This window comes from Paenibacillus sp. J22R56 (assembly GCF_056269375.1).
In genome coordinates this window covers 23539-40210 of record NZ_JBWDNV010000007.1, presented here as the reverse complement: position 1 = coordinate 40210, position 16672 = coordinate 23539, and the positions used below count along the sequence as shown (strand labels likewise).

The following is a 16672-nucleotide window of genomic DNA, read 5'->3' as shown; positions in this document are numbered from 1 at the left end:
GCTTCTATCATTTGCGTAGCTGCTGCATTTATAATGGGCTTTCATCCTAAGGGTGAAAGAGAGATTTTCATCAATGCTCAACTTAGATCGCTAGATGAAAACTCAATACCGCACAGAAAGGATGTAATAAGTGAAGAAATTTATAGGCATTGTTGGCGTCTTTATTATCGTTTGGGCTGTTATATCGGGTATCTTTATGTTCTTTACAGATCACGGGTATCGGCTTCGAGCAATGGCGGCTGAGAGTATATTATCGTCTCAACATCGGCAGTGGGCGAAGTACACCTTTTTGCCTCAAAGCGAATTGGATGCTATGTTAGAAAATATAAACAATCCGAATTATATAAATAGTGCATCGGGCAAAGATGACTTAGATAGCTTGGTGGACGTAAAGTCAGAGAAGGATCTGTACGTACATGTTGAGTCCATTGAGAGTTACACAAATCCTACGCATTATTACAAAGGGAAAATCATTACGATCTCAAATCCGAATCGGGTGAAGCTGGTTAGTTCGCAGCTCAGTGATCATGGTGAGCAAATCTTTACGATTGCGAAGCGTGCGAAAGCTCTTGCCGCAATCAATGCGAGTGGCTTTGTGGACTTGAACGGTCATGGCAATGGTGGAGCTTCTACCGGTGTAGTTATTGAGAATGGCGTGATTAAAAGTGGGAATAAAAATAAACAAGAGTTTGTAGCTGGTATTACAAAAGACGGCGTGATGATAACCGGTAAATACAGTGCAAATGAATTAGTTAAGCTTGGTGTCCAATCTGCAGCAGGGTTTAAACCGCAGCTCATCGTTAATGGTCAAAAGATGGTTGACGGCGATGGCGGCTGGGGATGGGGTCCACGTACAGCAATTGGCCAAAAGGCAGACGGCAGTATTATATTTGTTGTTATTGACGGCCGTCAAACCCGTTCCGTTGGAGCAAGTATCAAAGAAGTACAGGACTTACTGTATGAGCGTGGAGCCATTAATGCGATGTGTATGGATGGCGGCTCTTCCTCTTCGATGTATTTTAACGGTGTTAATATTACGATTCCTTCTTCCAAAAATAATATCCCTCGTTATCTGCCTAATATCTGGGCCTTGGTTCCGGAAAACGGCGATGACCTTCACGTAGATGTGGACGGGAAAGAGGTAACTGGTCTTTAATAGTAAAGAGCGTTCGAAGGATTTCCTTCGAACGCTCTTTGTTTATAATGGCCAATATGATGCTAATAAGTGCCGGTGCTTGGCATGTTTTTAAAATCATTACCGGAAGGACTCTGGAAGACATGCAGGTTAAATTCCTTGGCAACAGCTAGAATATGATCGAATAAGTCCGATTGTACACCTTCATAAGTTGCCCAATTAATGTCATTTGTGAAGCAATAGATCTCGATCGGAAGACCAGTCTCTCCCGGGGGGAGCTGTCTGACGATTCGCGTCATACTGCTGTGGATTTTCGGATGCTGCTCAATATACCGTGTGATATATGCGCGGAACACGCCGATATTAGTCATCGCTCTGCCGTTTACCTGAACGGTGTGGTCGATTTCATTGTCCTGATTATAGCGGGTAATTTCTTTCTCTTTATCGAGGATATAATCGCTCAAGAGATGGACTTTCTTGAATTTCTCAATCATATCCGGTGTGCAAAAACCGATGCTGTTCATATCGATGTAGACCGACCGTTTGATGCGCCGGCCACCGGATTCCTGCATACCCCGCCAGTTTTTGAAGGAATCTGAAATAAGGGCGTAGGATGGGATGCTGGTAATGGTTTTATCAAAGTTCTGAACACTGACTGTATTTAGGGAAATATCGATAATGTCCCCGTCTGCACCGTATTTAGGCATTTCGATCCAATCGCCAACCCGGACCATGTCGTTAGCTGTTAACTGCACGCCTGCAACCAGACCAAGCAGCGAATCCTTGAAAATTAACATCATGACAGCAGATAAGGCGCCGATACCGCTTATAAGAATAACAGGGCTCTGGCCAATAAGGTTCGAGATCGCCAGAATGCCGCCGATGATAAACAGAAAGATCTTGACCACCTGAATATACCCTTTAATGGGACGGCTTCTGGAAATGTCAAAGGTTCTGTAAATATCATTGATCGCGTTAAGGAACGCATCCAGAACGAGAAGGGCAACGACAATGAGATAGATCGCAATTCCTTTCGCAATCAAATGCTGGTAAGCTGGAAAGTTGAATGAAAAATAATAAATGATGACAGCAGGTACGATATGGGACAGCTTATGGAAAACCTTGCGATCCAGCAAGTAGTTATCCCATTGGAACCGGTTGTTCCGAATGTAGTGGGTCACAACGCGAAGGACAACTCTTTTGGTTATAAAGTTGGCGGCCATTCCTAATAACCCAATAATGATGACAAGAATGATGTTGGCCAGATAGACGGATAGATCGGAATTTACTCCCATTTCGTTAAGTAGATCTTTGATGTAGTTCATTGCTCCTCCTAAAAAGAATTGTTACCCAAGACGGCTCAGTAAGCCGTTTATGACAATTCTTACTTCGTAAGCATAGAATTGTTACCCAAGACGGCTCAGTAAGCCGTTTATGACAATTCTTACTTCGTAAGCGTGACCTTTAGTGTAGCCACACTTTCTAATGATGGTACTGAAAGTCTCCGGTTCCGTCAACCTTAGCGCAACTATTCAAATTCATTTTTATACAACGAATAAATTTCCAACAACTCCACAAAATAACCTCACATCCAAGAAGGAGTTGACTAATATGGCTAACCAATCCAACAATTTAGTAGTACCGCAAGCTCAAGCAGCTTTGAATCGCATGAAATATGAAGTGGCTACAGAACACGGTATCCAGCTCTCCGAGGGGTATAATGGAGATCTTACAACTCGTGACGCAGGCACAATTGGCGGTAATATCACCAAACGTCTTGTTCAAATGGCTGAACAATCCTTAAGTGGAGCAACATTCTCCAATTCAAGAAGATAATAAGCACATAACAATTCCCCTCCATCTCACACATCACTTACCATCGGATAGCACTTTAAAACGATGTTATAATGTTGGGATGAGAGGGGAATGCTTATGTTCATCTCACCTATGCTTCTTGAGAAAGTTGAAGAACCCTTCGACTCCGATGAATACTTATTTGAACCGAAATTTGAAGGCCATCGTCTTATTGTTTCATTTATAAATGGGCAAGTTAAAATGTTTACTCGACATCATAATGAAGTAACAAGACAATACCCGGAGTTATTTAATGTCCCAGTAGGCAATAATATGGATGTGGTGTTTGACGGTGAAGTAGTAAGAGTTAGAGAAGATGGTACAAATGACTTTGATGGACTTATACAGAGATTCCAAATGGGTAAGCTTACGAAAATTAAAGAAGCTTCAAGAATACAGCCCGTACAATATTTTGTGTTCGATATCCTATACCTTAATGGCAAGAGTTTAACTCATTTACCACTCGAAGAGCGCAAAGAAATCCTTGCACAAATACTTATACCCAACGCCTATTACCATTCAACATTATTTATAGGGCAGCAGGGTAATGCATTATATAAAATGATCGAAGATAATGGCTTAGCGGGTATTGTAGCCAAGAAAAAGGATTCCCAATATGCTAGCCAACGTTCTGTGGACTGGCTTAAAATAATCAACTATCAGCATGCTGAAGTTGCCATTAGCGGCTATAGACGGAATGAGTTCGGATGGCTTATTGAACATGAAGGCAGACCTGTTGGATGTGTAGAATTAGCAATTCCCCAAGAGGCCAAGAATGCTTTCTATAAATCAGCTTCATCTATTATCACGGGTCAAGATAGACATTTTGTATATATAAAGCCCATTCTAAAAGTGAAAGTAAAGTTCCGTAACTGGACATCCAATAACATGCTTCGAACCCCTGAATTTGTGGGATTCGCTGGTGAAATAGAAGAAAGCCCCTTAATTATCCGTAGCGGATAATTAAGGGGCTTTTTTTAGATTTACATAATCAAAATTCGCTTACCGAATTCCAGGTGCTCTTCCATGGCTTGACTAGCTTTGTCTGCCTCTCCTGCCTGAATAAACTGGAAAATCCGAAGATGATCGTCATAGGATACGCTGATCCTTGTCCGGTCCTTTCGAAGAACGCCCATAGCAATTCGATACAGCTGATCCTGAAGACGTTCCATCGCTTGAGTGATTTCCGAATTTGCGTAAATTTCTACGAGCTTGCGGTGATACTGTGTGTCTGCTTCCGTAAAAAGGGCGTAATCGCTTTTTTCGACATGAGTTTGCTGCTGCCGCAAATTCTGCTCAAACCATTTTAGATCACTTTTTTCGAGCTCCATGGAAGCGAGCTTACGGACGACAAAACATTCCATCGCAATCCGGTAATCATATAAATCGATTGCCTTGCGAAGAGACAGCTCGGCCACGACTAATCCTTTATTAGGCGTATAGTTTGCTAATCCTTCTGCATCAAGCCGCTCCAGGGCAGCTCTGATGGGAGTCCGGCTCATCTCCATCATTTCCACAAGCATTCGTTCCGTTAATACTTCTCCAGGTTTAAGCTCACCATTCAAAATCAGTTTGCGAAGATGAATAAAGGCCTTTTCTTTCAATGTGATCGTTGTACCTGACATTATAAAATTCTCCTATTCAGAAAAATAGTTCGTTTGCAAATGATGAAGACTTTGTTCCAGCCATTTGCGCTCCAGTGCGATGGTCTTTTCAACCGTATCGGTAAAAGGGGGCCAGAGTTCGAGAATAACATTTGAGTCTCTTTGACTATTACGAATGGTCTGCAATAGTCCGTCTATATCCAATTTACCATAACCTGCCGGTTTACCCAAAACCATAAAGCCCATTTGATGATCTACTCTTGTAATGTCGAAATCTTTCAAATGGAGATTGATGACATAAGGAGAGAGATCCTGAATAACGGTTTTAGGGCAGTCAAGCGCACTAAAAGAATTGACGGTATCCAGACAGCAGCCGATAAAGGGATGATTACAGGCATCAAATAGGGAGGCAAGCTGTTTCGTGGTATGCAGGCCATGATTTTCGATAGCAAGGCGAACTCCTGCTTGTTCAAAGAAAGGCAAAACCTCTTGAAGCTCGAGTAAAGGATTGGTTAGATTCTCCTCTACAATCAGTGTTCGGCAAAGAGTAGATCCAAGTAAATTGGCAATACGCAAATAGCGACGGAGATGTTCCGGGTTAGTTCCCCTGGTACCGATTTCGATCTCGATTCCCAGAGAATCCGCGTATTCTTTCATGAATAACAGCTCAGCTTCACTCATCTGATGGAGCGGAAGGTTATCCGCAATTTGTACAAGCTTAATATGATTGCTGTGCGCGATGTCGAGCAGATCAATGACGCCTATCGGATGGTGGGGAGCAGGATAACCCGGTATTCCTATTGACCATGTCAAAGAATAAGTACTGATTCCAAGCTTCATATATCCCACCTCAGCTCATGTGTATATAGAAAAGTATAAGCGTCTAGGAAGGCGTTGTAAACGACATTGTATACAAAATATATTCTTTTAAATTTTTATTGTATACATATTGTGTGCTGATGAGTTGTGTGTTAGTCTGACCCTAGAACGAAGTCATTTCATTCCAAAATACGAAAGTAAACGTCTTCTGGAGGTGCTTGCTTTGGTTCAAATCGCACTCATTGGCGCAGGTGGTAAAATGGGATGTCGAATTACAGACAACTTGAGAAAAGGGAGTCACAACGTTTCTTACGTTGAGATTGGCAGTAGAGGAATTGAACGATTAACTGAACGTGGAATTGCAGCGGTCAAGCAGGAAGAAGCAATAGCGGATGCGGATGTGATTATTCTCGCCGTTCCTGATGTCGCCATCGGAGAGATTTCTAAAGAGGTCGTTCCTCTTATGAAGACGGGAGCGCTGCTTATGCTACTAGATCCGGCAGCGGCTTATCTGGGTGAACTTCCTGCCAGGGATGATGTTTCTTACTTTGTTGCTCATCCTTGTCATCCGCCAGTGTTTAACGATGAGATTACAGTGGAAGCAAAGAGAGATTTCTTTGGCGGGGTTGCGGCCAAACAAGCGATTGTGTGTGCATTAATGCAAGGTCCTGAGGAGCACTACACTCTTGGGGAGCAGATGGCAAAGGAAATGTTCGCTCCTGTTATGAGATCTCACCGGATTACGGTGGAGCAAATGGCTATCCTTGAGCCTACGATGGCGGAGACCATCAGCTCGATGATGGTTACGGTATTAGGAGAGGCAATGGAGGAAGCCGTAAAGCAGGGTGTTCCCTATGAAGCTGCCAAAGACTTTTTGCTGGGACATATCAATATCCAACTAGGGATCGTGTTTGAAAAAGTGAATCCGTTTTCAGACGCTTGTCTGGTCGCCATCGAATATGGCCGCAAGGCTATGATTAAAGAGGGATGGAAAGAGTTGTTCCGGCCAGAAAGTGTATATGAGCAAGTGGATGTCATGCTTCATCCCGAGAAACTGCACACCATCCAGTTCAAGGAATCCTGACATGCCAGTCTGGAAAATTGGATTGGTCGGGGCAGGCTGGTGGTCGGAGAAACATTTAAAGGCATGGAGCCATATTCCTGGTGCTGAGGTCAAGGCTTTATGTGACACTAATGAGGAGCGGCTGCAAGCGAGAGCAGCTGAATTTGGTGTATCCAGTAATCATTTGTACCGTGGCATATCGGAAATGCTTGAGAATGCGGACATCGATATTGTAGATATCGTAACGGGGCCGGATACGCATCTAGAGCTTGTTCGGCTTGCGGCTGAAAGCGGGAAGCATATTTTATGCCAGAAACCATTCGCTGCTTCCATGCGGGAAGCCGAAGAGATGGTGCGAATCGCCAAAGAAGCCGGCGTAAGGCTGATGGTAACAGAAAACTGGAGATGGCTTCAGCCATTTCAACTCATAAAAAGGGTGATTGAGGCAGGCACACTCGGAACGCTGCATTCTGCGAGATACATACACACCGATTACTATACACCGAGGATGGAACCCGGTACGATACTGCCTCAGCCATTTTTCAGAGAAATGCCCAAGCTTCTGTTTTTGGAAATGGGACCTCACTGGTTTGATACCTGGCGGTTTCTCTTTGGAACACCAGAGCGGCTTTATGCAGAAATTCAGCGTGTCAGTCCTCATATAACAGGCGAAGATTCAGGTATTGTCGTGATGGGCTATGATCATTTCTGTGGTTATCTCGATGCCAGTTGGGCGACCAGGCAGAAGTTAGACCGCCCGCTTGGTACAGCAGTTGGACCTGTACATTTGGAGCAGCTGGTCATTGATGGTTCCGAGGCAACGCTCAAAATGTATACTTCGGGCAGAATTGTAGTGGTCAGTAAGGATGGAGCGAGTGAGCATATTTTGGCAGATAGGACAGAACTCGATCATGAGGAAAGCCATATTCGGCTGCAAGCTCACTTTTTGGAATGCTTGCAAAGCGGCGAAGTATTCGCAACCGAGGGAAGCGATAACTTAATCACCTTGAGCATGGTGTTTGGGGTATATGAGAGCGCTGCCAAACACGAGCCAATCAAAATAGGAGGAAAGAGCCCGTGATTATTGACGTCCATGCTCATTTAGGATGGGACTATGTATTTGATGAAGATTTTTCATGGGAAGAGCAGCTTGAGAAGCATGAAACCTACGCTATTTCCAAGACCATTTTGCAGCCGGCTTCCTGCCACGATATCGAGACGGTACGAGAGCAGCACGACCGGATTGCCCAAGTGACAAAGGCTTTTCCTGGTCAGTTCTACGGGATGGCCAATCCGAACCCTCATTTAAAAGACGCGGTTTATGAAGCGGAAGTCAGACGATGTGTAGAGGAACTTGGATTTGTCGGGATTAAGATCCATACGTTCGCACATGCTGTTCATCCGGGAGGACGTGACGGAAGGAAAGTATTTGCGCTTGCAAGGAAGCTGGACGTACCAGTAATGGTGCATACGGGAGCAGGTATCCCATTCGCCAACCCGACCAATTTGATCGCACCTGCACTTGAGTTCCCGGATGTAAAGATCGTGATGGCCCACTGCGGCATGATGATTATGGCAGGTGAAACAGCGATTGCGCTGAAGGCTGCCTCCAATCTTTATGCCGACATCACCTGGACCGCCGGATTTAATATGCGGCATTGGTCGCAGGAATTTGGAGCGAACCGGTTTATGTTTGGAACCGATCATGCGGATAACACAGGTACGGAATTGGCTAAGGTCAAGACATGCGGCTTAACGGAAGAAGAACAGGAGTGGATTTTATTTAGAAGTGCGAAGTCGGTCTACCGGCTGACATAATCCAAATACGAAGGAGTGTGCTGTAATCGTGACCTATCGCATTCAACGTTTGAAAGTTAGTGAGAATAAGAGGTTTCTTGTACAGGAAGATGAAACTCCTTTTTTTTGGCTGGCGGACACGGCTTGGGAGCTGTTTCATAGACTCAACCGCGAGGATGCCGAGCTGTATCTTCGCAATCGTGCAGAGCGCAGATTTTCCGTTATCCAGGCTGTAGGACTTGCCGAGCATGAGGGTCTGACAACGGGCAACGCTTACGGACGGTTCCCGCTGAAGAAGAACGAACAAGGCCAATATGATCCGCTTCTTCCTGATCTCGACGGAGATTACAGCTACTGGGACCATGTGGACTATATTGTCGATCAAGCAGCAGCACTAGGCCTTTATATTGCATTCTTACCGACTTGGGGAGACAAATACAATCTGATGTGGGGCAAGGGACCGGAAATTTTTAACTCGGATAATGCTAGGCCATACGGACAGTGGCTAGGGGAAAGGTACAAGGACAGAGACAATGTAATCTGGGTGCTGGGCGGTGATCGTCCTCAGCATACCCGCGAGCACTTCGATATTATTTACTCCATGGCAGAGGGTCTCCGTGAAGGAGACGGCAGAGCTAATCTGATGACCTTCCACCCTCCGGGCGGTCAATCTTCCTCCCTGCACATGCATAACGAACCGTGGCTGGCATTTAATATGATTCAATCCGGTCATCATGAGTGGGTTCGCACGAACTTTGAGAAAATTGCTGCCGATTATAATCGCGAACCAATCAAACCGGTGGTAGATGGGGAGCCGTGTTATGAGGATCATCCGATAAACTTTAAGGTGGAGAATGGTTATTTTGATGCCGCTGATGTGCGAAAAGCCGCCTATCACGCCGTATTCGCGGGAGCATTTGGCCATACCTACGGCCATCACTCTATTTGGTCGATGACGACGAAGCCGGAACCCTATTTCATTATGACATGGAAGGATGCCATTCTCCGGCCAGGAGCAGAGCAAATGTCGCACTTGCGCAGCTTGATGGAATCGCGGCCTTTTCTGACAAGAATACCCGACCAAAGCTTGATCGCCGACAATTACGGCGGGGCTAATCGCATGACCGCTACACGCGGTGAGAGCTATGCTATGATCTTTTCCCCGAATGGCCTTCCGTTCCGAGTCGTAATGGGCAAGATTCGCGGCACTTCCGTTAAGGCTTCCTGGTATGATCCGCGTAACGGAGCATGGGCAGATGCCGGTGTATATGCGAATGATGGAGAAGTGGAGTGCCAACCGCCAACAAGCGGCAGAGATGGTGACTGGATCCTCGTGCTTGATGGAATGGAATAGGGATAAAGAGGTACAAAAGGAAATTATGCAATTCGTATAGGGCTGTCCCAAAAGTCAATTTGGGGCAGCCCTTTCATCTGTTGGGCAATGAAAGGTGCGTTTCTAGGTAAAACAAGGTATTATTATTTATAACTTTAATTTTGCGGGGGACATTTGTGGAAACGCTCAAAACTTTTTTTGCCCATTCGATCGTCAAAAGGGTTGTGTTTGTTTTACTGGTTTTTGCTTTGCTCTATAGTCTCAGAGACATGTTGAATTTGCTTCTTCTTCTTTTTATGGTCACTTTTGTAATGATCCGGCTTCAAAGCTTTATTACTAAGCAAATTCGCCGGGTGATTCCAATTTCGCCGGTTGTCGTCACCACGGTCTTATATGTCGCGCTTATTATTGGTCTCGTATACGGTCTTGTCAATTACGTGCCCAAGCTGATCAATGAGATTGTGGATATCGTCAACAATGTGCAAAAGTTTCTAGGTTCTTCACAAAACGATCAGATCGCCCAGGTCGTCGCCGATACACTCGACAAGATCGAATACAAGACCTTCTTGAACAGTGCACTTACTTATGCCAAGACAATTGGCAGCTGGCTCGAAATTATTTTGCTCGTTATTTTACTTAGCTATTTCTTCCAGCTGGAGAGACGCAAGATCGTTGAGTTTACGGAAAAATTCAGCAACAGCACAATAGGATGGCTGTATATGGAATTCCGCTATTTTGGCGGAAAGTTTATTGCATCCTTCGGCAAGGTGCTTGAAGTCCAGCTCATGATCGCCGTCATTAATACGGTGCTCACCATTGCCGGCTTATGGATTATGGGTTTCCCGTACCTGTTTGCGCTAACCATTATGGTATTTATGCTAAGCCTTGTTCCAGTTGCTGGCGTAGTGGTATCCTTTATCCCGATTGCCATTATCGGCTACCAGATTGGTGGTAACACAACTGTCATTTGGGTAATCGTACTTGTGCTTGTCATCCATGCTCTGGAAACGTATTTCTTGAACCCAAGACTGTATGCGAACAAAACAAATTTGCCGATGTTCTATTCGTTCTTCATTCTCATTTTGTCCGAGCATTATATGGGCATCTGGGGGCTATTGATTGGCATTCCAATCTTTATGTTTATGCTGGACGTGCTCAAGGTGGAGCAAGTTGGTTCATCGTCTGATTCTCACAAATGAACATAAACATCAAATAATCCCCCTCTGTACGTAAGAGGGGGATTATTTTTTGCTTGACTTGGAGTTCACTCTAGGTTGTAAGATCTATTAGTGGTGATCTGTAGCTGCCGATAAAGAGAACCACTTCTACTATATTAATCAAAGGGAGAATCAAATAGATATGACAAATAGACGTGCCTGGTGTATGGTAAATGGTTGTTCATCACAACCAGCAACGGAAGAGCAAAGAATTCGAACACGTCAAGACGAAACAGGATGTAAGATGAGCCAAAATGCTGTTGTACAGGAGAACGGTGTCACAGTCATAAACGGGAATAAATTTTATATCATTCAGGATTAACAAAGAAAAAATATTTAGGTACTAGGTCAATGGTTTACGATCACAGAATAACATCGTACAATTAGAGCTTACATTAGACGAATAGGAGATTCTCATCATAATGACCGCAAAGAAAACTCAGAAAGTGTTTGGACTAGCATTGCTGCTTGGTTTATTTTCGACCCTTGGGCCTTTTACAATTGATATGTATTTACCGGCGTTTCCGGAGATTGTGAAGCAATACGACACAACGGCTTCGCTCGTGCAGCTCAGCCTGACTGCTTGCTTACTTGGACTTGGCATCGGACAGCTCGTCATGGGATCACTCAGTGACGCTCACGGAAGACGTATTCCTTTACTTATCTCCATGGCAGCTTATCTGATTGCCTCATTAGCATGTGCATTCTCGCCCAATATCGGTCTATTGATTGCATTCCGATTCATACAGGGGTTTGCTGCTTCGGCAGGTATTGTCATTTCACGGGCGATTGCTCGCGACCTATACAGTGGGCATGAGCTCACGAAATTTTTCTCGCTGCTCTTGCTTGTTGGTAACTTGGGGCCGTTAGTGGCACCGGTCTCGGGTAGCGGCGTTCTTGCTTTCTCGAATTGGAAAGGCGTATTTATAGCGCTGGCCCTGCTCGGAATTTATCTCACAGTGATGACAAAATGGGGGATGAAGGAGACTCTGCCGGCTGAGCGCCGGAGTTCCGCTAATTTCGTGCAGCAGCTGCAGAACTACGGATCACTCTTGCGGGACCGCCAGTTTGTTGGCTATATGCTGGCACAAGGTATTATGATTGCAGGTGTCTTCGCGTATGTTTCCGGAACACCGTTTATTTATCAAGATATATACGGAGTTTCACCAACAGGATTTGCTCTGTTATTCGGATCCAATGGCATTAGTCTGATCATTGGTTCCCAAATTGTCGGTCGAATGTCGCACCGTGTATCTGAACAGACTTTCTTGGTAATCGGCTTATTGCTTGCCTTATTGGCAAGCGTTGTTGTCTTGGTGGTCGCCTTCCTGCATGGACCGTTGTTCGCATTGGTGATTCCGCTGTTTATCTTCGTAGCGTCAATCGGTATTACATCAACGGCAGCATTCCCGCTGGCAATGGAGAGCCAAAGTCATATGGCGGGAAGTGCAGCTGCACTTCTTGGTGTCATTCCATTCTTGCTTGGAGCGGTTGTTTCACCACTAGTTGGTATCGCAGGTGAGGACACAGCCGTTCCGCTTGGGGTCATCATTCTAATGACGAGTGTTGCAGCGATGCTCTCTTACTTGCTTCTGGGTAAAAAGAAGTCTCCGATGATCACTAACGCTACGAGCATGTAATATCAATTAGTTAATCAAAACCCGATCAGCAATGATCGGGTTTTTTTGTGTGTACTAGCTATTTACAAACAATCTTCTGAAACGGGAAGGCTGGATTTTACGGCTGATCGCTATTAGCCATACCGTAGCTGCGGCCATGCCAATCGACACCAGGCAAACAGCTACAAAATGAAGTAGACTATTCGAGATAAATAGCTGTTCGGAATGGGTCACTTTCGCTGCTCCACGAACGAGTACGATAGCGAGAGGGTGAAGAATATAAACCCATACTCGCCACTCGCGGAACGTTTTATTTGATTGGACCTTCCACTGCAATGACCATTGGAATAAAAAATAGGTGGTGGGAAGCGCGAAAATATACATGCTGTCATGCCTCGGAATTCCCTCCGAGTGGAGGAGTGTGCCTTCAACAAACATCATTCCAAGCGAGACAGCAAACAAGGCTGCATGAACAAAAGGCTTACGGTCTGGAAGCTGTCTCTTTGCTGCCCAAGCCCCGATTGCCAAATAAATAGGGGCATAGAACAGTCCATTACGCGTGTAATCAAACACAGTGAACATGCCCTCATAGACATGGACGATCCCACTGCTGCTTTGCATGATTCCATAGTAGCTATCCCCAAGAAGCCCTAGGATATACAAAAGGCTGGCAGAAACCAGCATGGCTTTCATTGTCATTTTCTGATACATGTAGACAGTTATAAACAAGCCCAGTATTAACGCTGGCAAATACCACAAATGATAAAAGGTACCGTCAAACACGATGTCTTTGATTAAGGAATAAGCCGTGAAGGACTCGGAAAAATAACCTGTATATATATTCAACGGCAAATAGATAAGTATGGCAGTTATATATAATCTCAAGGTTTTCAGCATGTATCCGCGCAAAGCACTTCGATCCGTCAATAGATCCCCAGTCATTTTACGGAAAAATAAAAATCCGGCTGTCATGAAGAAAATCGGTACGGCAATACGGGTAAAAAGATTGCTAATTAAAAAATCGGCAGCTGAGCTGTAAGAAAGAATCGGGCTGGTATGATTGGCAACAACCATGAGGGCAGCACCAAACTTGATCCAATCCAGTCCGCTGTAATTCGGTTTAGACATGAGCTTGCTTACCTTTATCCAGGTATGCAGTAACAATAAATCCGTCCCTGTTATTTCCGGATAAAAGGTATCGATCGCATGGTACAAGGGGTATCGTTGTAACAATCCCCGAATCTGCCGCTACATAGTAGATCTGAACGAATGAATGTTCATCCTCATATACAAGATGATCATCTTCAAATGGGTAGTTTTTGAGCTGATCCATATATTCCTCCAGGCACCATTCATTTCGTTCCATGATCTCCGCATGTGGACAGCCGATATACCGGAAATGCCACGGCTCGCAAGAGATGTGAGTGATGGATTGTTTTCCTTCTTTGTACCGTTGAATGAAGCCAAAGCTTGCGGCAAGCTGCTTAAAAGACTTATAGACGTCGGTGTCGGGAAATGCCGGTGCGATAAAATCCACGTTCTTGTTTAACTTGCCGACATCGATAGCGAGTCCCGTTTGATGTTCGCTTCGATCAGGCCATGCAACGTAACGTGCGGTATAGTCGGCACCGTTATCAACTAGCGAGGATGCATAAATCTGCTCCTGCTCCAATTTGGTCCGATAGCCGCTGACAGCAATAATATCGTCTATTCCATGACAAGCCTCAAGCAGATTAGCCAACTGTCGTAAACAGGTCCGCTCAAGCAGCATACCATCCCTTAGAGTATGGATAGACGGAATTGAGCTAAGCGGTAATAACCGGCTGTTAGAAATCGTCTGGCGAATGGGATTCTCGCGATTGATCAAGACGAGATGTCCTTGGTGGATTTCGGAATTAGCAGCTTGAATCGTATTAAAAGTTAAATGACGGCCTGATTGATTTGGTTTGGCCACGTTTGTTTGTCCCATCTTGTACGTACCTCCTCGATATCGATATAGGTTCTTGCCACTCTGACTCCTAGTGACGTGGATACTTCCTGCGCGACACTTCCGATGTGGGCGGCAAGTTCTGTAAACGTAATGCGCTGCTCGCCATGCTGACCGATAAAGGTTACTTGAGTCCCCTCCGCATACGGCCCCGGAAGCTTGATCATCAGCTGGTCCATGCAGATTTTGCCTACAATGGGGGCGCGCTGACCTTCGATTAGCACGTCGGTGCCTTGCATTCGCTGCGACCAGCCGTCAGCATAACCGATGGGGATTGTTCCGATCCACTCGTCTTCCTCAGCCTGGTAGGAATTGTTGTACCCGAGATATTCCCCTTTAGCCAGCTTCTTCACCTGAATCAGCCGACTATGGAGACTTAAGGCTGGCGCAAGCTTTACCGAACAAGCAAGATTCTCCGGATAAAATCCATACATCGCAGCCCCGATCCGAACCATATCCATTGCCAGATGAGGAAACCTCAGCGCAGCAATACTTCCTGCGCAATGATAATGCCGGATCGTGAGGCCAGATGAGCAGCCCCAATCCATCATCTGGGTGAAGCGTGCAGCTTGCTGTTCCAAATAGTCAGTATCGGCTTGCCCTGCCGTAGCGAAATGCGTGTAAAAGCCGTCCACATCGACATCCTCTGCCCGCAGCCAAGGTACGATCTCATCCCATTCTTCTTTGTTTCGGATACCGATGCGTCCGAGTCCCGTATCCATCTTCACGTGAACCCGAAGCTTTCCAGGGGAAGCATATGGCTTATAAGCTCTCATTTTGGAGAACCAATGCGCACTCGTGACGGTTAATATTAAGTTGAATTTCAGCGCTAATTGCACCTGTTCCGGTCGAATTGGTGCCAATAGGAGAATAGGCAATTTCAATCCGGCATCGCGCAGTCGCAACGCCTCCTCCAGGTAGGCAACCGCCAAATAATCTGCACCAGCCTGCACTGCCGCTGTGGCCGACTCGATATCGCCATGCCCGTAGCCGTTTGCCTTCACGACGGCCATCAGCTTCACTGAAGATGGCAGTGAGCGGCGGATGTTTAGCATATTTTCGCGAATGCAGCTCACACTAATTTCAGCCCAAGTGTCTCTTAACATACCGATCACCTCATTCATCTTGTATATTGAAGCGTTTGTTTGTTCTTGTGACGGGCGATAGCGTGCCCGATTAGTTTTTCAATCAGCTCGGAATAGGACGTTCCATCGGTGCGTTCCCACATGACCGGATACATGCTGAAATTCGTGAACCCCGGTAAAGCGTTAATTTCGTTCAGGAACAATTCTCCTTCGCTATCGAGAAAGAAATCGACACGGGCGAGACCTTCGCAGCCATGAGCTTTATAAGCCCTGATTGCCAGCTCACGGATTCGCGGAGTCAAGCCGTCCGCCAGCTTAGCCGGAATCGACATCGTAAGTCGCTTGTCCATGTACTTGGATTCGTAATCGAAGAAAGAATGTTCATGAATGAATTCGCCGGGGAATGAAGCGAGAGGCCTCTCATTGCCGATAACGGCTACTTGAATTTCTCTGCCATCCACCTCGCGCTCGATTACAAGCTTCTTATCGTAAGAGAAAGCCTCGCGAATACCGGCCAGGAGCTCCCCTCGGTTCATACATCTGCTTATGCCAATGCTTGAGCCAAGTGAGGCTGGCTTCACATAGCACGGATATCCAATACAATGCTCAACATCTCGCAGAACCGCTGCCTCATCCATTCTCCATTCCTCGAAGCGGGACACCATATATTCCGTCTGTTTAATGTTGGCTTGGGCTAAGATTTGTTTCGACATCGCCTTGTCCAAGGTAAGAGCAGCCGACAGTACGCCATTTCCAACGTATGGAACGTTCAGCAGCTCCAGCAAGCCTTGCATCGTACCGTCCTCACCATTCGAGCCGTGTAATAGCGGCATTACGACCTTTGGACCTGGCAAAGCCATAACACCTGACAGTATCTCACCAATAGAACGGGCCGGGTCGCGAAACGCAGGCTCGGCAATTAACCGCTCGATCGTCAAAGCCTCCTTAGATAGATGTCCTGGCGTACACCACAACCCATCAGGCGTAATATAAATGGGATAAACCTCGTAGCGGGCTTCATCAATGGAAAGTAGGACGGTAACCGCCGTTTTTAACGAAATTTCATGTTCGACGGATTTGCCGCCGTATAGTACATATAGCTTTGTTTTCATATGAATAACCTCCAGGTAGAATTCTTGTCCGTTGTTCTATCTCCAAA

The 16672-nt window shown here is 45.6% G+C and carries 16 protein-coding genes; 9 read left to right on the top strand and 7 right to left on the bottom strand.

What is annotated here, in order from left to right:
* The first annotated feature begins 130 nt into the window (after nucleotides 1-130).
* A complete protein-coding gene (locus tag AC0YNT_RS17325) occupies nucleotides 131-1156 on the top strand; it encodes a phosphodiester glycosidase family protein (RefSeq protein ID WP_475805768.1) in 1026 nt (341 codons plus the stop codon).
* 62 nt (nucleotides 1157-1218) lie between these two features.
* On the opposite strand, the gene AC0YNT_RS17320 is transcribed toward AC0YNT_RS17325, so the two are convergent.
* Complete coding sequence (locus AC0YNT_RS17320; protein WP_475805767.1) at nucleotides 1219-2460, bottom strand: mechanosensitive ion channel family protein; 1242 nt, start codon at nucleotides 2458-2460, stop codon at nucleotides 1219-1221.
* Between the two features lie 286 nt (nucleotides 2461-2746).
* On the opposite strand from AC0YNT_RS17320, the gene AC0YNT_RS17315 reads away from it, so the two are divergent.
* Entirely contained in the window at nucleotides 2747-2971 is a 225-nt protein-coding gene (locus tag AC0YNT_RS17315; protein WP_167278111.1) for an alpha/beta-type small acid-soluble spore protein, read from the top strand.
* Between the two features lie 90 nt (nucleotides 2972-3061).
* A complete protein-coding gene (locus AC0YNT_RS17310; RefSeq protein WP_475805766.1) occupies nucleotides 3062-3952 on the top strand; it encodes an ATP-dependent DNA ligase in 891 nt (296 codons plus the stop codon).
* Between the two features lie 20 nt (nucleotides 3953-3972).
* On the opposite strand, the gene AC0YNT_RS17305 is transcribed toward AC0YNT_RS17310, so the two are convergent.
* Both AC0YNT_RS17305 and AC0YNT_RS17300 read right to left on the bottom strand, forming a co-directional pair.
* A complete protein-coding gene (locus tag AC0YNT_RS17305) occupies nucleotides 3973-4614 on the bottom strand; it encodes a GntR family transcriptional regulator (RefSeq protein ID WP_475805765.1) in 642 nt (213 codons plus the stop codon).
* Nucleotides 4615-4626: 12 nt separating this feature from the next.
* On the bottom strand, nucleotides 4627-5433 hold the full coding sequence (locus tag AC0YNT_RS17300; protein ID WP_475805764.1) for a sugar phosphate isomerase/epimerase family protein: 807 nt from the start codon (nucleotides 5431-5433) through the stop codon (nucleotides 4627-4629).
* A gap of 202 nt (nucleotides 5434-5635) precedes the next feature.
* On the opposite strand from AC0YNT_RS17300, the gene AC0YNT_RS17295 reads away from it, so the two are divergent.
* From AC0YNT_RS17295 to AC0YNT_RS17270, 6 genes are all read left to right on the top strand, one after another.
* Nucleotides 5636-6496, top strand: a complete 861-nt coding sequence (locus tag AC0YNT_RS17295) for a phosphogluconate dehydrogenase C-terminal domain-containing protein (RefSeq protein WP_475805763.1) — start codon at nucleotides 5636-5638, stop codon at nucleotides 6494-6496.
* A gap of 1 nt (nucleotide 6497) precedes the next feature.
* Entirely contained in the window at nucleotides 6498-7556 is a 1059-nt protein-coding gene (locus tag AC0YNT_RS17290) for a Gfo/Idh/MocA family protein (protein ID WP_475805762.1), read from the top strand.
* On the top strand, nucleotides 7553-8293 hold the full coding sequence (locus AC0YNT_RS17285) for an amidohydrolase family protein (RefSeq protein WP_475805761.1): 741 nt from the start codon (nucleotides 7553-7555) through the stop codon (nucleotides 8291-8293). Before AC0YNT_RS17290 ends, AC0YNT_RS17285 begins: the two co-directional genes overlap by 4 nt.
* A 28-nt stretch (nucleotides 8294-8321) precedes the next feature.
* Nucleotides 8322-9626 carry a glycoside hydrolase family 140 protein gene (locus AC0YNT_RS17280; protein WP_475805760.1) on the top strand — a complete coding sequence of 435 codons (1305 nt, stop codon included), beginning with the start codon at nucleotides 8322-8324 and terminating at the stop codon, nucleotides 9624-9626.
* Between the two features lie 155 nt (nucleotides 9627-9781).
* Nucleotides 9782-10804, top strand: a complete 1023-nt coding sequence (locus AC0YNT_RS17275; RefSeq protein WP_475805759.1) for an AI-2E family transporter — start codon at nucleotides 9782-9784, stop codon at nucleotides 10802-10804.
* A 440-nt stretch (nucleotides 10805-11244) separates the two neighbouring features.
* On the top strand, nucleotides 11245-12462 hold the full coding sequence (locus tag AC0YNT_RS17270; protein ID WP_475805758.1) for a multidrug effflux MFS transporter: 1218 nt from the start codon (nucleotides 11245-11247) through the stop codon (nucleotides 12460-12462).
* A gap of 54 nt (nucleotides 12463-12516) precedes the next feature.
* Here AC0YNT_RS17270 and AC0YNT_RS17265 read toward each other — a convergent pair whose 3' ends face one another.
* The 4 genes from AC0YNT_RS17265 to AC0YNT_RS17250 are packed head-to-tail and all read right to left on the bottom strand — an operon-like array spanning nucleotide 12517 to nucleotide 16625.
* On the bottom strand, nucleotides 12517-13569 hold the full coding sequence (locus tag AC0YNT_RS17265) for an acyltransferase family protein (protein WP_475805757.1): 1053 nt from the start codon (nucleotides 13567-13569) through the stop codon (nucleotides 12517-12519).
* Entirely contained in the window at nucleotides 13562-14410 is an 849-nt protein-coding gene (locus tag AC0YNT_RS17260) for a D-alanyl-D-alanine carboxypeptidase family protein (protein WP_475805756.1), read from the bottom strand. Before AC0YNT_RS17260 ends, AC0YNT_RS17265 begins: the two co-directional genes overlap by 8 nt.
* A complete protein-coding gene (gene alr / locus AC0YNT_RS17255) occupies nucleotides 14362-15534 on the bottom strand; it encodes an alanine racemase (RefSeq protein ID WP_475805755.1) in 1173 nt (390 codons plus the stop codon). The genes AC0YNT_RS17260 and alr overlap by 49 nt, the downstream gene beginning before the upstream one ends.
* A 14-nt stretch (nucleotides 15535-15548) precedes the next feature.
* Entirely contained in the window at nucleotides 15549-16625 is a 1077-nt protein-coding gene (locus AC0YNT_RS17250) for a D-alanine--D-alanine ligase family protein (protein WP_475805754.1), read from the bottom strand.
* Nucleotides 16626-16672 lie beyond the last annotated feature (47 nt).

Coding starts and splice junctions, on each gene's coding strand:
- AC0YNT_RS17320 (WP_475805767.1), bottom strand. CDS start 2,460: ATGAACTACATCAAAGATCTACTTAACGAAATGGGAGTAAATTCCGAT.
- AC0YNT_RS17310 (WP_475805766.1), top strand. CDS start 3,062: ATGCTTATGTTCATCTCACCTATGCTTCTTGAGAAAGTTGAAGAACCC.
- alr (WP_475805755.1), bottom strand. CDS start 15,534: ATGTTAAGAGACACTTGGGCTGAAATTAGTGTGAGCTGCATTCGCGAA.
- AC0YNT_RS17315 (WP_167278111.1), top strand. CDS start 2,747: ATGGCTAACCAATCCAACAATTTAGTAGTACCGCAAGCTCAAGCAGCT.
- AC0YNT_RS17270 (WP_475805758.1), top strand. CDS start 11,245: ATGACCGCAAAGAAAACTCAGAAAGTGTTTGGACTAGCATTGCTGCTT.
- AC0YNT_RS17290 (WP_475805762.1), top strand. CDS start 6,498: ATGCCAGTCTGGAAAATTGGATTGGTCGGGGCAGGCTGGTGGTCGGAG.
- AC0YNT_RS17250 (WP_475805754.1), bottom strand. CDS start 16,625: ATGAAAACAAAGCTATATGTACTATACGGCGGCAAATCCGTCGAACAT.
- AC0YNT_RS17305 (WP_475805765.1), bottom strand. CDS start 4,614: ATGTCAGGTACAACGATCACATTGAAAGAAAAGGCCTTTATTCATCTT.
- AC0YNT_RS17260 (WP_475805756.1), bottom strand. CDS start 14,410: ATGGGACAAACAAACGTGGCCAAACCAAATCAATCAGGCCGTCATTTA.
- AC0YNT_RS17300 (WP_475805764.1), bottom strand. CDS start 5,433: ATGAAGCTTGGAATCAGTACTTATTCTTTGACATGGTCAATAGGAATA.
- AC0YNT_RS17265 (WP_475805757.1), bottom strand. CDS start 13,569: ATGTCTAAACCGAATTACAGCGGACTGGATTGGATCAAGTTTGGTGCT.